General features: G+C 73.0%; 13 protein-coding genes. 4 read left to right on the top strand and 9 right to left on the bottom strand.

Annotation, left to right across the window (positions count from 1 at the left end):
- Window positions 1-207 precede the first annotated feature (207 nt).
- A complete protein-coding gene (locus AC07EJ_RS40460) occupies window positions 208-2115 on the top strand; it encodes a caspase family protein (protein WP_478886110.1) in 1908 nt (635 codons plus the stop codon).
- A 184-nt stretch (window positions 2116-2299) separates the two neighbouring features.
- Here the strand turns inward: AC07EJ_RS40460 and AC07EJ_RS40455 are convergent, their stop codons facing one another.
- From AC07EJ_RS40455 to AC07EJ_RS40420, 8 genes are all read right to left on the bottom strand, one after another.
- The gene (locus AC07EJ_RS40455) at window positions 2300-6451 is read right to left on the bottom strand and encodes a CHAT domain-containing protein (protein WP_478886109.1); all 4152 of its coding nucleotides are present in this window, start codon (window positions 6449-6451) and stop codon (window positions 2300-2302) included.
- A 55-nt stretch (window positions 6452-6506) separates the two neighbouring features.
- On the bottom strand, window positions 6507-7160 hold the full coding sequence (locus tag AC07EJ_RS40450) for an RES family NAD+ phosphorylase (protein WP_478886108.1): 654 nt from the start codon (window positions 7158-7160) through the stop codon (window positions 6507-6509).
- A gap of 5 nt (window positions 7161-7165) precedes the next feature.
- On the bottom strand, window positions 7166-7876 hold the full coding sequence (locus AC07EJ_RS40445; protein WP_389485010.1) for a hypothetical protein: 711 nt from the start codon (window positions 7874-7876) through the stop codon (window positions 7166-7168).
- On the bottom strand, window positions 7873-8994 hold the full coding sequence (locus AC07EJ_RS40440) for a macro domain-containing protein (protein WP_389485008.1): 1122 nt from the start codon (window positions 8992-8994) through the stop codon (window positions 7873-7875). The genes AC07EJ_RS40445 and AC07EJ_RS40440 overlap by 4 nt, the downstream gene beginning before the upstream one ends.
- A gap of 156 nt (window positions 8995-9150) precedes the next feature.
- Window positions 9151-10632: a GntP family permease gene (locus tag AC07EJ_RS40435; RefSeq protein ID WP_389485006.1), complete on the bottom strand. Its 1482-nt coding sequence runs from the start codon at window positions 10630-10632 to the stop codon at window positions 9151-9153.
- A gap of 121 nt (window positions 10633-10753) precedes the next feature.
- The gene (locus tag AC07EJ_RS40430; protein ID WP_100598214.1) at window positions 10754-11164 is read right to left on the bottom strand and encodes a RidA family protein; all 411 of its coding nucleotides are present in this window, start codon (window positions 11162-11164) and stop codon (window positions 10754-10756) included.
- A complete protein-coding gene (locus AC07EJ_RS40425; RefSeq protein ID WP_389485003.1) occupies window positions 11161-11973 on the bottom strand; it encodes an IclR family transcriptional regulator in 813 nt (270 codons plus the stop codon). The genes AC07EJ_RS40430 and AC07EJ_RS40425 overlap by 4 nt, the downstream gene beginning before the upstream one ends.
- Complete coding sequence (locus AC07EJ_RS40420) at window positions 11970-13022, bottom strand: sugar kinase (protein ID WP_478886107.1); 1053 nt, start codon at window positions 13020-13022, stop codon at window positions 11970-11972. Before AC07EJ_RS40420 ends, AC07EJ_RS40425 begins: the two co-directional genes overlap by 4 nt.
- A 151-nt stretch (window positions 13023-13173) precedes the next feature.
- Between AC07EJ_RS40420 and AC07EJ_RS40415 the strand changes: the two genes are divergently transcribed.
- Together AC07EJ_RS40415 and AC07EJ_RS40410 are read left to right on the top strand one after the other, a co-directional pair.
- Window positions 13174-14472 carry an amino acid deaminase gene (locus tag AC07EJ_RS40415; protein ID WP_389485000.1) on the top strand — a complete coding sequence of 433 codons (1299 nt, stop codon included), beginning with the start codon at window positions 13174-13176 and terminating at the stop codon, window positions 14470-14472.
- Window positions 14473-14675: 203 nt separating this feature from the next.
- The gene (locus tag AC07EJ_RS40410) at window positions 14676-16283 is read left to right on the top strand and encodes an N-acyl-D-amino-acid deacylase family protein (RefSeq protein ID WP_389484998.1); all 1608 of its coding nucleotides are present in this window, start codon (window positions 14676-14678) and stop codon (window positions 16281-16283) included.
- Here AC07EJ_RS40410 and AC07EJ_RS40405 read toward each other — a convergent pair.
- Entirely contained in the window at window positions 16272-17744 is a 1473-nt protein-coding gene (locus tag AC07EJ_RS40405) for a cellulase family glycosylhydrolase (RefSeq protein ID WP_478886106.1), read from the bottom strand. The two genes, AC07EJ_RS40410 and AC07EJ_RS40405, sit on opposite strands and share 12 nt — an antisense overlap.
- Before the next feature lie 112 nt (window positions 17745-17856).
- Here AC07EJ_RS40405 and AC07EJ_RS40400 point away from each other — a divergent pair, with 112 nt between their 5' ends.
- Entirely contained in the window at window positions 17857-18378 is a 522-nt protein-coding gene (locus AC07EJ_RS40400; RefSeq protein WP_389484993.1) for a hypothetical protein, read from the top strand.
- The last annotated feature ends 340 nt before the right edge of the window (window positions 18379-18718 follow it).

Genomic DNA, 18718 nt, shown 5'->3' with positions numbered 1-18718 from the left:
GGTCTGCACAATGCGCCGAGGCCGCTCTAAGTGACCCATGTGTCCCCCGACGGTCCGTGGATGGACCAATGATGTCCCATCCCGACCCCATCGTGCGACCTCAACGGCCTCATGGCGCCCCGATGCCCCGATTCGGCCCGGAACTCGCCCAGTTCCCACCCACAACGCCCGGCCACACGGCCCGCGCCGAGTGTCAGACTCTCCGCCATGGGAAAGATCCATGCATTTCTGGTGGGTGTGAACACCTATTCGTCCACCCTCGTGACACCGCTCGGGGGATGCCTCAACGACGTTGAGGCAGCAGGTGAGTTACTCGCCGAGCGCACCGCGGCCACAGCTCCGGCCGAGATCCGGTTCGCGCGGGACGGCGAGGCGACGGTGGCGGCGGTGGAGGACGGCATCCGCGGCTTCCTCGGCGCCGCGGGGCCCGGCGACACGGCGCTGTTCTGGTTCTCCGGCCACGGCACGGAGGAGCAGGCGTACGGGGACGATCTGCTGATCGAGTCGACGGGGCGCAACCAGGCGCTCGTGTGCGTCGACGGGCCGCTGCCCGACAAGCGGCTCGGGGCGCTCCTCGACGGGGTCGCGGCGGGCGGGGCGCACGTCGTGGCCGTACTCGACTGCTGTTTCTCCGGCGGCGGTTCGCGTGACGGCGAGCTGACCGCGCGGTTCGCCGAGCCTTCCCCCGAATGGGACCTGACGGCCCGGGACGCCCCCGCTCCCCCGGGCGGCGGGCGCCATCTGCTGCTCGCCGCGAGCCGGTCCGACGAGCTGTCGTACGAGGGGCACTACGACGGCCGGCGCCAGGGCGTGTTCACGCACGCGCTGCTCGCCGCGGTGCGAGCGGCGGGGCCCGGCGCGACGTACCGGCAGATCCTCGCGGCGGCCGACGCGAGGGTGCGGTGCGCCAGCGGACTTCAGCAGCCGATGCTGCTGCCCGCCTCGCGCGGCGGGCCTGCCGATCTTCCGTTCCTCGGCGGCGCGCTGGCCCGCGACCCGAGCCCGTATCTGCTGCGCCGCGAAGTGGCGGGCTGGGAGGTCGACTGCGGCACGGGGCACGGCATCCCCGCGCCGGGCGCCGAGTTCACCGTCGTGGACGACCCCGCGGCCGGCGGTGTCGTACGGGCCCGTGACGTGCGGGTCGACAAGGCGTTCGTGGATCCGGTGGACTGGACGCCGCGGGACGGCCAGGTGTACCCGATGGCGCTGTCGTCGCTGCCCCTCGCCCCCGCCACCGTCCGGCTGGACACGGACGGGTGGCCGTCCGCCGGGGACCTGCTGGGCGCGGCATTGAGGACGGCGGGTCCCGACGGCGGGCCGGCGCCGCTGCTGCGCCGGGTGGTGTCCGAGCGGGACGGCGCGGATCTGCACTTCGTCGTCAGGGCGCGGGACGGGCAGGCTCAGGTGCTGCGCCGGGACGGCACGCCCTTCGTGGATCCCCTGCCGCTGACGGGGCCGGGCGACGCCGGGCGCGTCGTCGACTGCCTCACCCACCTCACGCGCTGGCACCAGCTCAGGGACCTGACACCGCGCCCCGGCGTGCTCGACAACCTCGTACAGGTGGAGATCGTGGCGTATGGACCGCCGGCCGGTGAGGTGCTGCTGCCCGACGGCAGCGGCGAGGTGGTCTGTTCGTACGAGCGGGGTCCGGAAGGGCCGCGGGAGCCGCTCGTCTCCATCCGGCTGCACAACCGCTCCCCCGACCGGCCGCTGTGGTGCCTGCTGCTCGACCTGACCGACAGCTACGGCAGCCACGCGGCACTGTTCCCCGGCCACTTCATCGCGCCGAATCACACGGGGTACGCCCTCGACGGCGATCCGGTGCAGCTGTCCCTGCCGCCGAACCGGCCGGTGGAGCCGGGGGCCTCGGTCAAGGACTGGCTGAAGCTGATCGTCGCGGAGGGCGAGCTGAACACGGTGCCGTTCGAGATGCCCGCGTGGGATCCGCGCGGCGCCAGTCGCGGCACGGCGTCCACGGACTCGGACGTGCTGCGGTTCGCCGCGCCGGAGCCCTACGGCCACAGCCGGGAGGCGGGGCGGGTGACGGGCGCGCGGGCGCCGGGGCGGTGGACGGTCCGCACGATCGGGCTGCGCACGGTGGTGCCGGGCTCCTAGGGCCTTTCGTTTGGATCAGGCCGGGTCAGGGAGCGGGGGCATGGGGGTCCCCCCTGCTCGAGCGCAGTCGAGAGCTTGGGGGAATCGGGGACCGACGACGACGCGGCGAGGTGCGGTGCCAGACCCCGCGAGCCCGGCGTGATCCGAACGAGAGGCCCTAGTCACTGCCCGAGAGAGGCCCTAGTCACTGCCCGAGATGGGTGAAGCCCGCCCAGGAGCTCAGGTCGTCGGGGTCGATGCGGTGGGCGCGCCGGGCGAGCTGCTGCGGGAACCCGCCGGGGAGTTCGCGCTCCGGGTCCAGCATCCACAGCTGGGCCCGGCGCAGCGCCTTGGCGGGCGGTTCGTCGCCGGTGCGCAGGAAGTGATGCGTCATGTACATCAGGACGGAGGTGGCGTCGTCCGGCACCGGCCACAGGGAGCCCACCACGGAGCGGGCGCCCGCCACGAGGAACGCGGTCGCCAGGCTGTACGCCTCGTTGTGGCCGCGCCCCGAGACGTGGCTGCGGCACGCGGCGAGCAGCACGAGCCCGAGCCGCCCGCGCCCCGACCCGCCGATGGCCTCGGTCAGTTCCTCGGCCGACAGCTGTCCGCCGTGCAGGACGAGATGGGCGGTGCGGCGGGCGTCCGTGGCGATGGAGGCGTGGCAGGCCAGGTGCAGCACGGCCCCGTCGTCGGCCTCGATGCGCCGCAGCCAGGCCATGACCTCCTGCGGGGTGCCGGGCCCGTCGGCGACGCCGCTCGCCCGCTGTCCGAGGAAGAGCCCTTCGGGGTAGAAGGCGCGCTGCACGGCGTCGGCCTCCTCGCCCGCGTAGCGCAGGCCGCCGGTCGGGTCGCCGACGACGAGGGCGGCGCCGGTGTGCGCGACGGCGGGCCGCGCGGCGATGTCGCACAGCAGCCGGGCGGAGGCGGCGTAGGAGATCTCGGCCTCTTCCAGGGCGTACCGCCGCCGCCCGCCGTCCTGCACCCACGCGGCGTGCCAGGGCACGAGTCCCAGGCTTCCCATGGGGACGATCACGAGCCGCGGCACCCGCCCCGGGCGGGCCGAGAAGGCGTCGAAGAGGGGCCGGACGCCCGCGTACCAGGCCCAAGAGCAGAGGCGGTCGAGCCCTTGGCGCAGCGTGCGGGTTTCCTTGCGGGGGCCGGGCGTGACGGGGCCCATGTTGCGGGCGTCGGTCGCTGCGCCCGCGGCCACGTAGTCCCGCAGGGGTCCGGCGTCCTCGACGAGTTTGGGCAGGGGTACGGCGTGCACGTCGCCGCCCGACGTGACGACGACGGCCGAGCCGCCCGCGTCGTCCGTGGCCGGGACCAGATAGACCAGGGCGTCCTTGCGCAGGGCGCGCAGGGCGGTGCCGATCTCGGGCGGTGCCGGGGGTTCGAGGAGGCGGTCCTGGTGGCCGTTCTCGCCGGTGAGGGCCGTGAGGACGCGGCGGCGCAGCGCGCTGGGGACCGAGAGGGACGACTGGACCGCGGCGAGCGGATCGGGGGCCGGCCCTTCGGAGATGCCGGCCGCGCGCCATTCGGCGGCCAGCTCTGCGTGCCCGGCGGCCTCCAGGCGTTCGGGCACGGTGCGCGACGTCGTGGCCGCGTGCAGGACCAGGCCGCGACAGGCGTCGAGGGCCTCGACGGCGTCGTCGGGCGCGTTGTCGCGCAGGCACCATCCGGCGACCTCCAGGGCGGCCGTCGTGGCCTGGGCCGCGGCCTGCGCGGCGTGGTCGGTGCCGGACTGCAGGAGCGCCGCCCAGGCGTGGCCGCGCAGCGCGTCGAGGCCGATCCGGCGGCCGGCGGCCCGGTCGTCCCGGCGCAGGTCGCCGCGGGCCCGGTAGGCGCGGCCGAGGCCGAGCCCGGTGGAGGCGTAGAGGCGGTGTTCGGGTCCGGCCGCCGCGGCGAAGGCGGCCTCCAGCAGGGCGACGCCCTGGCCGAGGTGGCGGCGGCGGGCCGCCGGGTCGTACTGGACGCCCGCGAGTGCGCAGTGGCCGGCGCCGAGGCAGTTGGCATAGCGCAGGCGGCTGTCGCTGCCCTCGTCGACCATGTCGTGGGCCTCCTTGAGCAGGCCCATCGCCTCGGTGAGCCCCGTCGCGTCCTCGGCCCGCCCGGCCCGTACGAAGCGGGAGATGCCGTTGTCGCCGAGCACCCAGGCACGATGGTCGCGCGGCAGCTTGGCGGCGGCGCGCCGGAGTTGGGTGAGTGTCGGGCGCCCCACGAGCGGGGGTGCGGACGGGGCGCCGAGGCGGCGTGCGAGGTCGTCGCGGACCATGCGGGCGTTCTCGATGTGCGTCCACACCTCGATGCGGGCGGGGTCGTCCTCGGCGAACTCGGCGTGTGCGGCGATGACTTGGGCGAGCAGGGTGTCGCCGGTTTCGAGGTCGCCGCGCTGCAGGGCCTCGTGCGCGTCGAAGGAAGCCTGCTGGGCGTCGACGACGCGGCGCAGGTGCGGGGTGAGCCCGGGGTTCTCGCGCAGCCGCCGCCAGGCCGCGCCCGCCTCCTCGCGGTCGTCGCCCGCGGCGCCGATCTCGCCGCGGTGCCGGGTGGCGATCATCCGGGCCAGGTCGAGGCCCTGTCCGAGGGTGTCGCCGCCGCCCGCGGCCTCGGCCTGCGCGAGGTGGCCCATGACGGCTTCGATGCCGTTTCCCGCGCCCTGCACCTCGTCCCACAGCCGCACCTGGGCGACGACGGCGTGGGCGCGGCGCTGCCAGGCGGGGTCGTCCGGGTCGGTGGCGAGGACGGAGTCGATCAGCTCTTCCTTCTGTGCGGTGGTGACGTGTGTGCCGTGGGCGTCGAGGATCCGCAGGTTGGCGAGGAGGCCGAGGGCGCCCTCCCCGCGTTCGCGGACAGTGATGGAGGGGTCGCTCCCGGCGGCAAGCCAGCGGCCGTACGCGGCGTCGAAGCCGTCCTGCAGCCTGCCCGGCCCCATGACGCCCTTCGCCATCCCGGGGAAGTCGTCGTCGTCCTCGTCGAAGTCCAGGAAGGTGCGGCCGTTCTGGATGTCGTCGAGGATGCCGAGGAAGCTCTCGCGGACTTCCTCGAAGCTCGTCCGCGCGAAGGGGTCCCCGGGTTCGGGCTCAGGGGCGGTCCCGGTCTCCTCCTGCATGAAGCGGGCCCAGCCGCCCAGCATCCGGGCCGTGTTGCGGGTGTCTTCCGGGATGTCCTCGTCGGCGAGCATGAGCCGGGCGCCGTCGAGGACGTCGGTGAGCCGGGCGGGGTCGGGGTCGTCCTGGTAGCGGCCCTGCTGGAACGCGGCGAGGAAGAAGGCGGTCGGCATCACCTTGCCGTCCCGCTCCGGCACCCATGCGTCGACGGCCCGCCGCAGCAGCGCGATGCCGCGGTCCTGCCCGGCAGGGTCGTCGCGCGCGCTCGACCTCTCGAACAGCAGGCGACCGAAGCCGTCGAGGTAGTGCGGCAGGAGCCGGTCGGCGGCCCCGGGGGCGGCGAGCAGGCTGTTCAGCTCGGCTTCGGCGGCGGCCGCGTGGGCGTGGTCCTTCCAGGTGGACCAGATGAGGACACGGACGAAGGCGGAGCGGATCTCGGCCTCCCACGCCCACTCGGGTGCTCCTCCGGTACGCCGCCGGGCTTCGAGCAGGGCGGTCCCGAACTCCCCTCTGGCTTCTTCCAGTTCGTCGCGGTCGCCGGTGGCACGGCCGTGCAGCATGAGTGCGTTGGCGAGGCTGTGCCGCACGAGCGGCAGGTCGCTGGTGGGCAGCGCGGCGTCGAGGACGAGGCGGTAGTGCGTGGCGGCGGCCGCGGTGTGCGCGACGCCGTTGTCGGCCAGGGACCGCTCCAGGTGGAGGTAGCCGCGGCTCTCGTGCAGGTCGACGGCCTCTTCGCTGCCGTCGTCGAGGACCGCGGAGGCCTCCTCGTGCAGCCTGATCGCCTCGTCGAGGATGTCGAGGCGATGCGGGTCGGCGGCGTCGGCGGCCAGGTAGCGGGTCTTGGCGTACAGGGCGAGGAGTTGGCACCCGAGGCCGCGTACGGCGTCGTACGCGTCAGGGGCGCACGCGAGACCGGACATACCCTCCCGGAGCAACTCCCCTACCTGATCGAGGAGTTCGGGCGACGGCTCGGCGTCGTACTGGAAGGCGCGCACATGCGCGTACAGGATGCGCCACGCCGACCACACGTCCTCCTCGCCGGGTGACCTGAAGGCGAGCCCGAAGGCCTGGGCGGCGAGTCCGAGATCCTCCGCGTCCGGTGCCAGCAGGTGGATGCGGTAGCTGAGTTCACCGGCCTCGGCGCACAGCGCCGGGGTGTCCGGGTCGTCGGCGGACATCGCGGCGAGCGTGTCGAGGAGGGTGTCGCGCTCGGCACGCAGAACTTCGGCGGTCACTTCGTCGTCGGCCACGGCACGTTCTTTCGGGGAGCGTTCTTCCGGGAGCGTTCTTCCGGGAGGTGTTCTTTCAGGGGGCGAGCTGTACGTAGTACGGCTGGAGCAGCGAGTTGAGCCACTCCCTGCCGTCGTCGGTGGAGAAGTCGACGGCGTCCTCCTCGACCGTGTGCAGCGGGCCGTCCGGGCAGCGGTCGCCGAACAGGACGACGGTGCGGTCGGCGGGCTCCCGCTTGGACGACCAGACGAGGCCCTGCGCCCAGGGTGCTGTGTGCAGGCGGATCCAGTGGGCCCAGTCGCGGGTGTACGCGTAGTCGTGGGACTCGGTGTGCACCAGCCAGCTGTCCTGGTGCACGGCCGCGAGTTCCTGCGCGGACAGCAGCGGTACGACGGCGACGTCCGCGGTCAGCCGGACGGTGCTGAGGCGGCGCCCCTCGACGGCCGCGCGGGGCAGCAGGCGCGGCCCGCCCGACGGGTCGAAGGGCAGGGAGCGCAGCAGCGTCTCGCAGACGGCGGCGGCGGGGGTGAGGCCGGCGTACAGGTAGCCGTACGGGTCGCAGGACGTGCCGTCGAAGCGGCCGCCTCCGTAGAGGCAGTGCGCCGGCCGCGGGTTGAAGTCGCGGGCGGCGCGGTGGGATCCGTGGACGCGGTACAGGAGGGTGCCGCGGGTGAAGACGGCCTTGCCGGGGGTTCCGGTCATGGTGTCGGGCGGACGGTAGTTGGGCACTGCGGTTACTCACCCTCCATCAGGAACCGCGCGGTGTCGGCGAGTTGCCGGTCGCGCCCGGAGCCGAGCAGGGCGGCGGGGCTCGTGCCGCCGAGCCAGCTGTTGGCGGAGAGCCACCAGTCGGCGGCGCCCCACGGGTCGCGGTCGGCGGTGAGGACGGCGTTCACTTCGAGGACGACCAGCCAGGGCAGGGTGTCCTCGGAGAACTGGAACCGGGGAAGCCGGAGTTGGCCGCCCGCGCCGCGCAGCCGGATCAGCTCGGGCGCGAAGGGGGAACCGCCGCCCTGCAGCACGGCCTCGGCGTCGAGCGCGGGCTCGGCGAGCAGCCGCCTGCGTACGGGGCCGAGGACGGGGCCGACCATGCGGTGGCCGTCGCTGAGCAGAACGGCAAGGTCATCGGCGGCGTAGCCGTGCACGGTGAGGCCGGGGCCGGTGAGTTCGGATGCGGTGGGGTCGGGCCGGGTGAGGGTGGCGTCGGGGGCGAGCCGGGCCGTCTGCTCCGTGCCGAACTCGGCGGGAATCTCCTGGGCGAGCAGTTCGGCGGCCGCTCGGGCGGCGGCGTCCCCGGCGGGCCCGCTCCCGGTGCTGTGGCCGGCGTCCGGGCGTCGCACCGCGGCCAGCAGCTCGGCCAGCCGGTCGCGCGCGTCGGGGCCGATCCGAGCCGCCACCCGGTCCCAGCGCGAGGCGGCCGCCGCCAGTACGGCGTACGGGTTCATCGGGGCTCCCTGTCGTCGGCCGGTCGGTCGAGGAGGCGTTCCAGCAGGTCCGCGCGGGCGTGGCGGCGCACGACGAAGTGCACGTCCCACTCGGCGTCGCGCGCCAGTTCCGCCTCCACCGCCGCCCATACCGCGCCGAAGCTCTCCAGCGGGGTGAGGCCGCCGCGGCCGGCGCCGAGGAGGGGCAGGCAGAGGGAGCGCAGGGGCGGGTCGTGCCGCGCGGACTCCTGGGCGAGCAGGGCGAAGGCGCGGGCGACCCCCCGGGTCACGTCGGCGGGCTGGACGTCGTAGTCGTTCGTGCCGGGCCTCGGGACAGCCACCGCGACGTGGTAGATGCGGCGCACGCCCTGCGCGGTGAGGGCGCCCGACGACGTGGTGGCGACGGTGCCGGGGTGGGCGGCCCGCGCGGGCACCCCGTGCCGGTCGGCCCACTGCCGCAACTCGTCGTGGACGTGGTCCTCCACGAGTCCCCCGGCCGGGTCCCGGCGCGCGCCCGCGCGGCGCAGTGTCGCCGAGACGGACGACTTGTAGGGCGCGGGCAGCGTGAAGTACGTGTTGGTGGGCGAGACCACGACGTCCACGTCCCGCAGGAGGTCCACGGAGTGGACGTGCAGGGTGACGGGGACGGTGCGGTGGTGAACGCGCGGCCGCAGCACGCGGTGCGCGGCCGGGAAGCCGCCCTCGGCAGCGTCGGGTTCCGCTGCCGGTAAGGGAATTGCGGACGTTCCTGTGGCCGCCACGGCAACTATCTGCTCGGCGACCTGTCCGAGCACCATCAGCTCGTGGTGCTTGCGGAATCGTTCGACGCTCACCCCGTAGACCTGCGCGGCCCGCCGGCGCCGGTCGGCGGCCGGCCAGTCGCGGGTGCCCTGGGCGAGGCCGAGGCTGTACTCGGCGGCGGTCTGCAGGGTGCCGCCGCCCATGCGGGAGACAGCGAGCCGCAGCACCCGTTCCACAGGTCCCCCGGGCAACTCGCCGTCTCCCTCCGGAAGTTCACGGGAGACCTCGGCGAGTGCCGGCACATCGAGCTCACGCAGTCTGACGACTCCGGCTCGTCGCACCTTCCGTACCTCCGCGAGGACCGATCCGTGATCGGGCAGGTGGGGTCGCGGCGGCATGGCGATCAGCATCGCACCGGCGCCACGGGCCCCACAAGCCCGTTTCCGTTGTTCCATTGGACCGCGCCCTGCGGGCGCGGTCCGGTCGGAAACGGGTCGCTTGCGGGTTGTCGCGTGCGGGTTGCCGTGCGGACGGCCTGGTCCGGACGGAGGACCCTAGACGAACAGGCTCACGACGCCTGCCACCGCGAATCCCGCGACGGACAGGACCGATTCGAGGACCGTCCACGTCTTGAGGGTGTCGCGTTCCGAGATGCCGAAGTATTTCGCGACCATCCAGAAGCCGCCGTCGTTGACGTGCGAGGCGAAGATGGAACCCGCCGAGATGGCCATGATGACGAGGGCCGTGAACGGCTGGGAGTAGTGGCCCGCCTCGATGAGGGGCAGGACGATGCCCGCCGTCGTGACGATCGCGACCGTGGCCGAGCCCTGGGCGACGCGCAGGACCAGGGAGATCAGGTAGGCGAGGACGATGACGGGCAGACCCACGTCGTTGAACGTGTCGGAGAGGGCCTGGGCGACGCCGCTGCCCTTGAGGACCGCGCCGAAGATGCCGCCCGCGCCGACCACCAGGAGGATGTTGGCGACCGGCTTCAGGGAAGCCGTGGACACCGTCTCCAGGGACTTGCGGGACCAGCCGCGGCGGATGCCCAGCAGGTAGTAGGCCAGGAGCAGGGCGATCGTCAGGGCGACGAAGGGGTGGCCGAAGAACTCGATGACCGAGCGGACCGTGGAGGGGTCGAGGGCGATCGAGGAGAACGTGGCCAGGAGGATCAGGACGAGCGGGGTGCCGATGATCGCCAGGACGGTGCCGAGCGGGACCGGGCTCTCGGTCGGCTTCACGCCGGCCTTGCGCTGCTCCTCGATGAGCGCGGCCTTCGCCTCGTCGGCGGCCTCGACCATGTCCTGCGGGACGGGCACGAAGATGCGCTTGCCGATCCACGCGGACCAGGCCCAGGCGGCGAGCACGGCGGGGATGCCGCAGATGATGCCCATGAGGATGACCCAGCCGAGCTGCACGTGGAGCAGTCCGGCGGCGGCGACGGGGCCGGGGTGCGGGGGCAGGAACGCGTGGGTCATCGACAGGCCGGCGAGCAGCGGCATGGCGTAGAGGACGATCGACTTGCCGCCGCGCTTGGCGGCCGCGTAGACGATCGGCGCGAGGACGAAGATGCCGACGTCGAAGAAGACCGGGATACCGAAGATGAGGCCGGTGAGGCCCATGGCGAGGGGGGCGCGCTTCTCGCCGAAGAGGTTCAGGAGGCGGGACGCCAACACCTCGGCGCCGCCGGAGACTTCGAGCACCGCGCCGAGCATGGTGCCGAGTCCGATGATGATCGCCACGTGGCCGAGGGTGCCGCCCATGCCGGACTCGATGAGGGAGACGGCGTCGGACTTCTGGACGGTGCCGAAGAGTTCGGTGACGGAGAGGCCGGCCGCGAGGCCGACGGCTATGGAGACCGTCAGGAGGGCCAGGAAGGGCTGGAGCCTGACCTTGATGATCAGGAAGAGCAGCAGGACGATGCCGAGCGCGGCGCAGGTGAGCAGGCCCGCGGTGCCGCCGATGATCGTCAGGAGGCCGCCGGTGTGGGGTGGCGCTGGGGCGGGGGCGGTCGCGGCGAGCGGTATGAGGGACATGAGGGGGGACCTCGTAATTCCATGAAACTTTCAGGATCAGGGCAGGGGGGATCGCGGTGCGGCGCCCGGGGGGTGGGCGCCGCACCGTGACGACGTACGGGTTACGGGTGTCGCGGAAGCGTCAGCTCAGGACGGCGAGCGCGTCGATCTCGATGAGGAGGCCCTTGGGGAGACCGACGTAGACGGTGGTGCGGGCGGAGGCGGGGGCCTTGAGGCCCTGCTCCTCGAAGTACGCGTTGTAGATCGCGTTCATCTCGGCGAAGTGGTCGACGTCCGTGAGGTAGACGCGCATCATCATGACGTCGTCCCAGGTGGCGCCGCCCTCTTCGAGGATCGCCTTGACGTTGGCGAAGGTCTGGAGGGTCTGCTCACGCAGGGTCGGGCCCGCGGGGGTGGGGGCCTGGCCCTCGACGGCCGGCAGGAAGCCGACCTGGCCCGCGACCTGAAGGATGTTGCCCTTCTTGACACCGTGCGAGAACTTCGCGGGCGGGGTCGTGTGCGTGGCGGGGGTGAGCGCGGTCTTCTCGGTCATCGTGAAGTGACTTCCTTTGTGGGGGCTTCTTTGCCGGCGGCCTTGGTGGGGGCCTCTTTGGAGACGGGTACGGCTCCGGAGTACTCCCTGCTGATGGCGTCGGCCGTGCGGCGCACCAGGGGGAGCAGGGTGAGGAGTTCCTCGGCGGTGACGACCACGTTCGGTGCGGAGACCGACATGGCGGCGACGACGCGCCCGTCAGCGCCCCGGATGGGCGCTCCGATGCAGTTGATGGACTCCTCGTGGCCACCGAGGTCGGTGGCCCAGCCCTGTTCGCGGACGACGGCGAGTTCCTTGAGGAACGCGCCGGCGTTCGGGGTCGAACGGGCCGTGTACGTGGGGTAGTCGAGCTTCTCTGCGATGGCGCGGCGCTCGGCTTCGGAGAGGTCGGCGAGGAGGAGCTTGGCGACGGCGGCGACCGTGATGGCCACCGGCTTCCCGATGCGCGAGTACATGCGGACCGGGTAGCGGCTCTCCACCTTGTCGATGTAGAGGACCTCGTTCTCCTCGTACACGGCGAGGTGGACCGTGTGGCCGCACTTCTCGTTGAGCGCGGTGAGGTGGGGGTGGGCGATCTCGCGGACGTCGAGGTTCTCAACGGCTTCCTGGGCGAGGGCGAACAGGCGCGCGCCGAGGCGGTAGCGCTGGTCGGACTGGCGGTAGACCAGGCCGTGTTCGTGGAGGGTGCGCAGCAGGCGCAGGGCCGTGGACTTGTGGACGCCGAGGCGGTCGGCGACCTGGCCCAGGTCGGCGGGCCCCTCGGCGAGCAGCGGCAGGATGCTCAGTGCTCGGTCGACTGTCTGGCTCATGGCGTACGTACCTCCTCCGCGGCCCCTTCGGCGGTCCAGCCGGGGCCGAGGTGCAGTGTCCCCCAGGAGGCGTCGTCGAGGTCGGCGAGCCGGTCGGCGTGGGCGCGGCTCGGGGGTGCGGCGAGGTCGCCGGGGGTGGTGAGGGCGGCGGCGGCCATGAGGTGGCCGTGGCGCAGGCGGGCGGGTACGGGCAGGCCGCGCAGGGCGCCGGAGAGGTAGCCGGCGGCGAAGGCGTCGCCGGCGCCGACGGCGGCGACGACGTCCACGCGGGGGGCGGGCTCGGTGTGGCGTACGCCGTGTTCGTCGTAGGCGACCGCGCCGTCGGCGCCGCGCTTGACGACAAGGGTCGCGGGTTCGGGGAGGGCGGCGCGGATGGCGTCGGGGCCGCCGGTGATGCCCCAGGCGTCCTCGGCCTCGTCCTCGCCGACGAAGACGAGGTCGGCGCCGCGGGCCAGGTCGAGCAGGACGCGGGCGTCGTCGGGGCGGGGCCACAGGCCGGGGCGGTGGTTGACGTCGAAGGAGACGACGGGCCGGCCGGCGGGGATGCGGGCGGTGAGGTCCGCGGTGAGGTCGAGACAGCCGGCGGAGAGCGCGGGCGTGATCCCGGACAGGTGCAGGACGCGGCCGGAGCGGATCGCGGCCAGGTCCATGTTCTGGCTGCTCATCGCGGAGGCGGCGGATCCGGCGCGGTAGTAGGCGACCTCGTGGGCGTCGGTGGCGCGGTCGCCCGCGGTGCGGAAGTAGATGCCGGTGGGGCGGGCGGGGTCGCGGCGTACGGCGGAGGTGTCGACGCCGTACGCGGCGATGGTGTCGACCAGGTGGTCGCCGAAGCCGTCGGCGCCGACGCGGCTGACCCAGCGGACGGTGTGCCCGGCGGCGGCGAGCACGCACGCCACGTTGGACTCGGCTCCGCCGATGCCGCGGTCGAAGGACGGTACGTCGGCGAGGCGCCCGGGTACGGAGGGCACGAAGGTGACCATGGACTCGCCGAGCGTGATGACATCCACGGGTGCGTGGTGCGCGGGGGCGGCAGGTCCGGTGGCGGTCACGGTGCTTCGGGCTCCTCGGGGGATCTGGGCTCATGCCCGGGAGGGTCAACAGCTCCGTTGACCCGGCGTTGGCTCGGATGTTAGACAGCAGTAAGCGACATACGCAATGACCGTTGCATTATTTGCAACGGCCTTCTTACGAGGAGGCTCCATGGCCGCCGACAGCGCCGTCAACGCCGCAGCCCGTCTCAGGGATCTGGATCTCGAGCGGGTCGACCACCGCTTCAAGGGGCTGCCCCCGGACGCGGACGGCCTGACCGTCGGCGAACTCGCGGCCGAGCGCCGCAACCTCTTCACCGGCGGCTTCACGACCCCGGTCCTCGCCCTCTCCGCCGAGCGCCTCGAGCACAACCTCGCGCTCATGGAGACATACGCCACTCGCCACGGCCTGGCCTTCGCGCCGCACGGCAAGACGTCGATGGCACCGCAGCTCTTCCACCGCCAGATCGAGCACGGCGCGTGGGGCATCACCCTCGCCGTCCCGCACCAGGTGCGGGTCGCCCGCGCCTTCGGCATCCAGCGGATCTTCCTCGCGAACGAGCTCGTCGACCCGGCGGCCCTGCGCTGGCTCGCGGGCGAACTCGACAGCGACCCCGACTTCCGCTTCATCTGTTACGTCGACTCGGTGCGCGCCGTCGAGCTGATGGACGCCGCCCTCGCCGAGGCGGGGGCCACGCGGCCGGTCGACCTGGTCGTGGAGCTCGGTGCGGGCGACGGCGCGCGCACGGGCGTACGGACCGAGGCCGAGTGCTTCGACATCGCCAACGCGGTCGCCGCGGCGGACACGCTGCGCCTGGTCGGGTTCGCCGGTTACGAGGGCGAGGTGCCGGGCGCGTCGCCCGAGGCCGTGGGAGCGTGGCTGCGCCGCCTGACCGCGCTCGTCGTCGAGTTCGACAAGGCGAACCGTTTCGCGGACCTGGACGAGATCGTGGTCAGCGCGGGCGGCAGCGCCTGGTTCGACACGGTGGCGGAGGTGTTCGCCGAACTGCCCGAACTCTCGGCGCCGGTACTGAAGCTGCTGCGCTCGGGCGCGTACATCTCGCACGACGACGGCCACTACAAGCACCTCACGCCGTTCAACCGCGTCCCGGAGGAGGGTGCCCTGCACCCGGCGTTCCGGCTGTGGGCGCAGGTCGTGTCGCGCCCGACGGCAGAGCAGGCGTTCACGAACGCGGGCAAGCGCGACGCGGCGTACGACCTGGACCTGCCCGAGGCTCAGGTCGTACGGGACGCCCGTACGGGCGAGGTGCGCGAGGCCACCGGCGTGACGGTGACGGGGCTTTCCGACCAGCACGGCTGGGTGCGCACGGAGGGGGGCGAGGACCTGGCGGTGGGCGACTGGCTCGGCATGGGCCTGTCGCACCCGTGCACGTCCTTCGACAAGTGGCAGCTGATTCCTCTCGTCGAGGCGGACGGCACGGTCGTGGACTACGTCCGGACGTACTTCTAAGTCTTCTGCGGCTCCGTGGGGCTGGTCGCGCAGTTCCCCGCGCCCCTGAGATGCGCACTTCGTGCGGCATCTCATCGGGGAAGGCTGCGCGCAGCGCATGCCTTCAGGGGCGCGGGGCCCTATCCATCAGCGGCTCCGCCGCGGGGCGCGGCCAGCCCCCACGCACCCGCACCCGAACAACCGCACCCAAGAGAGGCACCCCCATGGACCTGGTCATCCGCGAAGCGCACGTCATCGACGGCTCCGGAGGTGCCTCCTACCGCGCCGACGTCGGCATCCAGGACGGCCGCGTCACCACGATCCACCGGGAGGGGGCCGGAGGCCCCCGCCCCTCGGCCCGGCGAACGCTGGAAGCGTCCGGTCTCGCCCTGTCCCCCGGCTTCATCGACATGCACGCCCACAGCGACCTGGCGCTGCTGCGCGACCCGGACCACAGCGCGAAGGCCGCGCAGGGCGTCACGCTCGAAGTCCTCGGCCAGGACGGCCTCTCGTACGCGCCCGTCGACGACCGCACCCTCGCCGAGGTCCGCCGCGCGATCACCGGCTGGAACGGTGACGGATCCGACATCGACTTCGACTGGCGCACGGTCGGCGAGTACCTGGACCGCCTCGACCGCGGCATCGCGGTCAACGCCGCGTACCTGATCCCGCAGGGCACCGTCCGGATGTACGCGGTCGGCTGGGACGACCGGGACGCGACGCCCGAGGAGCTCGACCTCATGCGCCGGCTCGTCGCCGAGGGCATGGAGCAGGGCGCCGTCGGCATGTCGTCCGGCCTCACCTACACGCCCGGCATGTACGCGAAGGACGCCGAACTCACCGAACTGTGCCGGGTGGTGGCCTCGTACGACGGTTACTACTGTCCGCACCACCGCTCGTACGGCGCCGGGGCGCTCGACGCGTACCGGGAGATGGTGGAGCTCACCCGGGAGGCGGGCTGCCCCCTCCATCTCGCGCACGCCACCATGAACTTCGGCGTGAACAAGGGCAAGGCGCCCGACCTGATCTCCCTGCTCGACGCCGCGCTCGCCGACGGCGCCGACATCTCGCTCGACACGTACCCGTACACGCCCGGCAGCACGACGCTCGTCGCGATGCTGCCGAGCTGGGCGAGCGAGGGCGGCCCCGACGAGATCATGAAGCGGCTGCAGGACGACGCGACCGCCGAGAAGATCCGGCACCACATGGAGGTCATCGGGGCGGACGGCTGCCACGGTGTGCCCATCGAGTGGGACGCGATCGAGATCTCCGGCGTGTCCGACCCGGGGCTCGCGTCCTGCGTCGGCAAGACGGTCCAGGAGTCGGCCGACGCGCGCGGCGAGGCGCCGTGGGTGACGGCGCGCCGTCTGCTCATCAACGACAAGCTGGGCTCGACGATCCTCCAGCACGTCGGCCACGAGGAGAACGTGCGGGCGATCATGCAGCACCCCGTGCACACGGGCGGCAGCGACGGCATCCTCCAGGGCTTCAAGCCGCACCCGCGCGCGTACGGCACGTTCCCGCACTACCTCGGCCGCTACGTGCGTGAGCTCGGCATCATGTCGCTGGAGGAGACGGTCGCCCACCTCACGTCGCGTCCCGCGGCCCGGCTGCGCCTGCCCGACCGCGGCCTGGTCCGCGAGGGCTACCGCGCCGACCTGGTCCTCTTCGACCCGGAGACGGTCGCGGCGGGCTCCACCTTCGAGGCCCCGCGCACGCTGCCCGTGGGCATCCCGCACGTCCTGATCGACGGGAAGTTCGTGATGGAGGACGGGCGCCGCACGGACGTGCTCGCGGGCCGTTCGGTGCGCCGGACGCCGTCAGCCTCCTGAACCGGCCGGCGTGATCCGGACCCGGTGCTCACCGGGTCCGGAACTCACCGTCAGGACACGGGACTCGGCGTCCCAGGACGTCACGGAAACGGACCCGGAACCGCCCGCGATGCGGCCCCCGTCCGGGAAGTACCGCGCGGGCAGATACAACTGCGTCCCGCTCCCGCTCCCGCCACCGCCTCGCCAACTCACCTTGAGTGTCCGGGACTTGGCGTCCCATCCGTAGGCCAGAGGGGTGCCCGCGACGGCGAGCGGTGCGGGCCGGTCGAGCACGGCCGCCAGCTTCGTCGCGCGCAGCGCCCCGCTCTTCGTCCGCTCCCACGGGGACCAGGTGCCGGGGTCGCTGGACCAGTACGCGGTCCCGGCGCCCAACTCGTCGGCGATGCGCCGCACTTCGCGTACGTACTCCAAGGCGCCCGGCAGTGTCGCGTCCAGGCCGTACTCGCCGATGACGACCGGCGCGTTCAGTCGCCGCGCCGTCCGCTCGGTCTGCGCCCGCCACGACCCGAGCGTCCGCTTCACCCACGCCTTGGTGTCCCCGCTGTAGCCGCCGCCGAGGTCCATGGGCAGCGGGTAGAGGTGCGGGGTGTACGCGATCCGGGCCTTCTCGCCGTCGCCGCGCGGGTCCTTCAGATACGGAAGCCCGCTGGGCAGGCCCCAGTTGGTGCTGACGGCCTCCGGTTCGACGAAGATCCAGGAGTCGCGGTCGACGCCCCGGATCGCGGTGATCGTGCGCCGGTAGAGGGCGGCCAGCGGGCCCGCCTCGAAGGCCGGGCCCTGGACGGAGCCGCCCCAGGGCTCGTTCATCAGGTCGTAGCCGATGACGGCCGGGTCGTCCGCGAACCGCTCGGCGACGTGCGCCCACGCCTGCGCGTACCGGGCGCGCAGGTCCCGGCTCGCCTCCTTCGTCCCCCAGAAGTGGTCGAAGGCGCGCAGCGTGCCCGGCTCGACGTACTTGAGCTCCCACTGCTCCTGTTCGGTGACCCCGAGCCCGTCGGTCTCGGTGGCCCAGGCGGGCGCACCGTTGCCCTTGGTCCTCGGCCCGTAGACGTCCTGGTGCATGTCGAGCATGACGTGATAGCCGCGCTCGCCGTACCAGCGCACGCGCGCCGCGACATCGTCGAGATAACCCTCGTCGTAGGCGCCCGGAAGCGGCTCGACATTGCGCCACTGGATGAGGAACCGCACGAAGTTCGTGCCGAGTCGTTCCTTCTCGCGCGCGACGTCGGCCGCCTTGATCCAGGGCATGCCGTCGGGCTCGGACTTGGCGCTGGAGGCGGTGTTGAGTCCGTTGAGGACGAGGGCGCGCCCCTGGTCGTCGGTGATCCAGCGGCGCCCGCCACCGTCGGCAGTGTCCGGTCCGACAGCGACGAGCAGCGCGGCGGCGACCGCGACGGCGGCCGAACATGCCACCCACGTACGCCACTTGACGCGCATTCCGGCGATCGCAGCTGGGGCCATGGCGCGTCACTGTAAGCGCGGAACAGGCCCTCGCAACAGACCTGAGCATTGTTCAACTTTTCCGCTCCCGCCCCCTGTCGCGAAGCCCGCCGCCCACCTACAGTGACGCGCCATGCCGCCCATGACCCGCTGGACCGCGACCACGTCCGTGCTCTGCGGCTGCCTGCTGCTCGTCCTCGCGGGCGGCTTCGGGCCGTTGCTGACGTACGTCACCGCACACGCGGGCCTGAGCGTCGTGCCGAGCGCGCTGGGGGTGCCGCTCGGCCTGCCCGGGCTGCGCGCGACGCCCCTCGGTGACACCACCTGGGCCTGGCAGCTGACCGAGGACTTCGGCGCGCTGGCGCTTCTGGCCGTCGCCGCGCTCCGGGTCCGCCGCCATGTGCGGCGGCGCCCGGACAGCGGCCGCGGGCGCCGCCTGCTCGCCGGCTGGACCGCACTGATCGCGGGAGCGGCCGTCGCCGGAGCGTGGCGCGGCCTCGTCACGGCACGGATGGTGGAAGCGGGGTTCGCCGGCTGGCTCGGCTACGCCGCCGCCGGCGCGCTGTTCGGCGCGCTGTGGGGTGCGGCGCTCGGCTGGCTCCCGGGCGCGGGGGCCGCGTTCAGTGCACCCCGTGCGGCCGGAACCGCACGCTGATCCGGGGCCTGGCGCCCCCTGAAGCACGGATCCAGCGTAGGGAATGAATAGAACAAACGCTCGAATTAGGCGCCGCACCCCTCGTACTCACATGGCCACGGCAGAAAGACCGGCGACGCCGGACAAGGTCCCGCGCCCGGCCGCCCAGCCGGTCCACCGACGCCATTCGTGGCCCATCTCACCCTGCGCCCCGACCCCACCCCATCCAAGCCCCGCACCCACCGGCACCCCGCATTCCGGAGGTCGGCGGTGCGGTCGGCCGGGACATCCCAGACCGGCCCCGTCCGGCCCCACCCACGAGGGCGTGGACAGTGCGCGCCATCCCGAAGCACGGTCGTAA

This window comes from Streptomyces sp. NPDC045026, from assembly GCF_056432625.1.
Note: the sequence above shows the minus strand (reverse complement) of the source record. Positions and strands in the feature narration are given on the sequence as shown.

Excerpts from the sequence above, each read along its gene's own strand:
- AC07EJ_RS40460 (WP_478886110.1), top strand. The coding sequence starts at position 208 with ATGGGAAAGATCCATGCATTTCTGGTGGGTGTGAACACCTATTCGTCC.
- AC07EJ_RS40435 (WP_389485006.1), bottom strand. The coding sequence starts at position 10,632 with ATGTCCCTCATACCGCTCGCCGCGACCGCCCCCGCCCCAGCGCCACCC.
- AC07EJ_RS40415 (WP_389485000.1), top strand. The coding sequence starts at position 13,174 with ATGGCCGCCGACAGCGCCGTCAACGCCGCAGCCCGTCTCAGGGATCTG.
- AC07EJ_RS40425 (WP_389485003.1), bottom strand. The coding sequence starts at position 11,973 with ATGAGCCAGACAGTCGACCGAGCACTGAGCATCCTGCCGCTGCTCGCC.
- AC07EJ_RS40410 (WP_389484998.1), top strand. The coding sequence starts at position 14,676 with ATGGACCTGGTCATCCGCGAAGCGCACGTCATCGACGGCTCCGGAGGT.
- AC07EJ_RS40440 (WP_389485008.1), bottom strand. The coding sequence starts at position 8,994 with ATGCCGCCGCGACCCCACCTGCCCGATCACGGATCGGTCCTCGCGGAG.
- AC07EJ_RS40400 (WP_389484993.1), top strand. The coding sequence starts at position 17,857 with ATGCCGCCCATGACCCGCTGGACCGCGACCACGTCCGTGCTCTGCGGC.
- AC07EJ_RS40405 (WP_478886106.1), bottom strand. The coding sequence starts at position 17,744 with ATGGCCCCAGCTGCGATCGCCGGAATGCGCGTCAAGTGGCGTACGTGG.
- AC07EJ_RS40430 (WP_100598214.1), bottom strand. The coding sequence starts at position 11,164 with ATGACCGAGAAGACCGCGCTCACCCCCGCCACGCACACGACCCCGCCC.
- AC07EJ_RS40445 (WP_389485010.1), bottom strand. The coding sequence starts at position 7,876 with ATGAACCCGTACGCCGTACTGGCGGCGGCCGCCTCGCGCTGGGACCGG.